General features: G+C 67.6%; 2 protein-coding genes. Both read right to left on the bottom strand.

Going from position 1 to position 1,724, the window contains the following annotated elements:
• The gene (locus ADL01_RS19835) at positions 1-837 is read right to left on the bottom strand and encodes a carbohydrate ABC transporter permease (RefSeq protein WP_053743356.1); all 837 of its coding nucleotides are present in this window, start codon (positions 835-837) and stop codon (positions 1-3) included.
• On the bottom strand, positions 834-1,724 hold an 891-nt coding region (locus ADL01_RS19830; RefSeq protein ID WP_053743355.1), incomplete at its 5' end, for a carbohydrate ABC transporter permease. The genes ADL01_RS19830 and ADL01_RS19835, both read right to left, overlap by 4 nt.

Raw genomic sequence — 1,724 nt, 5'->3', positions numbered from 1 at the left:
TCAGTCCTTGACGGCGCCGGCGGTGACGCCGGCGGCGACGTAGCGCTGGGCGAGGACGAGGATGACGGTGGCGGGCAGGGAGGCGATGACGGCGGTGGCCATGATGGCGTTCCACTGCTGGTTGTTGTTGCCGATGTAGTGGTAGATGCCGAGGGTGATCGGCTCGTGTGCGCCGCCGTTGGCGAGGGTGCTGGCGAAGACGAAGTCGGACCAGGACCACAGGAACGCGAACAGCGACACTGTGACGATCGAGTTGCGGCTCATGGGCAGGACGATGGACCAGAAGGTGCGCAGGGGCCGTGCGCCGTCCATCTGCGCGGCCTGGATGAGTTCGCCGGGGATGCCGGACATGAACGCGGTGAAGATGAGGACGGCGAAGGGGACGGCGAGGGTGGAGTCGGCGACGATCAGGCCGGGCACGGACTGGAGCAGTCCGAGGCTGAGGTAGATGGCGTAGAAGCCCATCGCCATGATGATGCCGGGGATCATCTGGGCGGCGAGCAGGAGGAAGCTGAGGACGCCTGCGCCGCGGGGGCGGAGTTTGGCCAGCGCGTAGCCGGCGGGCGCGGCCAGGGCCACGGTCAGTGCGACGGTGCCCAGGCCGATGACGAGGCTGGTGCCGAGGTAGGGCAGTTGCTGGTCGAGGACGGCGCGGTAGCCCTCGAGGGTGCCGTGGGCGGGGAACAGGTCGGGCGGACTCTTGCGCATGTCCTGGTCGCGGGTGAAGGACACGTTGATCATCCAGTAGACCGGGAAGAGCATGAGCGCGGTCAGTGCGATGCCGAGGGCCGTCTTCCACCAGGTACGGCCGTGTCGGTTGACGGTGGCTTGGGTCATGTCAGGGCCTGCTTTCGCTGGACCTTCAGGTAGAGGAGGCCGAAGACCAGGGCGGCGACGACGAGGAGGTTGCCGACGGCGGCGCCGGGGCCGAAGGCGGGCAGCAGGTTGCCGAAGCCGAGTTGGTAGGACCAGGTGGCGAAGGTGGTGGAGGAGTCGGCGGGGCCGCCCTTGGTCATGATCCAGATGATGTCGAAGACCTTGAGTGTGTAGACCAGGCCCAGCAGGAGGGTGATGGCGGAGACGGGGCGCAGGAGGGGGAAGGTGATGGACCAAAAGCGCCGCCAGGCGTTCGCGCCGTCGAGGGCGGCTGCCTCGTAGAGGCTGGTGGGGATGGACTGCAGGCCGGAGTAGAGGACGACGAGGTTGAAGGGGACGCCGATCCAGATGTTCGCGATGATCACCGAGGCCAGCGACCAGGAGGGCGAGGTCAGCCAGTTCACCGGGCCGATACCGAGCGCGTGGAGGGTGGCGTTGACGATGCCGGAGTCGCTGTTGAGCATCCACGACCAGGTCGACGCCGACACGATCAGCGGCAGCAGCCACGGGATGAGGAACAGCGCGCGCAAGGTCGCCGAGAGGCGGAAGTGCTGGTTGAAGAACACCGCGAGCGCGAGGCCGATGGCGTACTGGAAGACCAGGCACGCGAAGGTGAACACGGCGGTGTGCAGCAGGGCCGGGGCGAACGTCGGATCGTCCAGGACGGTCCGGTAGTTCGCCAGGCCCGTGAAGGGGGCATCGCCCCGCACGAACGAGCGGACGGTGTAGTTGCGCAGGCTCAGGTCGAGATTGCGGTAGAGCGGATACGCGTAGAAGAGGGCGAGGTAGAGGACCACCGGGGCGAGGAACGCCCAGGCCGTCCACTGCTGGGATCTGGGGCGGCGGCG

The sequence above is a fragment of the Streptomyces sp. NRRL WC-3618 genome, from assembly GCF_001280005.1.
In the GTDB taxonomy this organism is placed as follows: Bacteria; Actinomycetota; Actinomycetes; order Streptomycetales; family Streptomycetaceae; genus Streptomyces.
The sequence above is the reverse complement of the archived record's forward strand: the minus strand, read 5'-3'. Positions and strand labels throughout refer to the sequence as shown.

Coding starts and splice junctions, on each gene's coding strand:
- ADL01_RS19835 (WP_053743356.1), bottom strand. CDS start 837: ATGACCCAAGCCACCGTCAACCGACACGGCCGTACCTGGTGGAAGACG.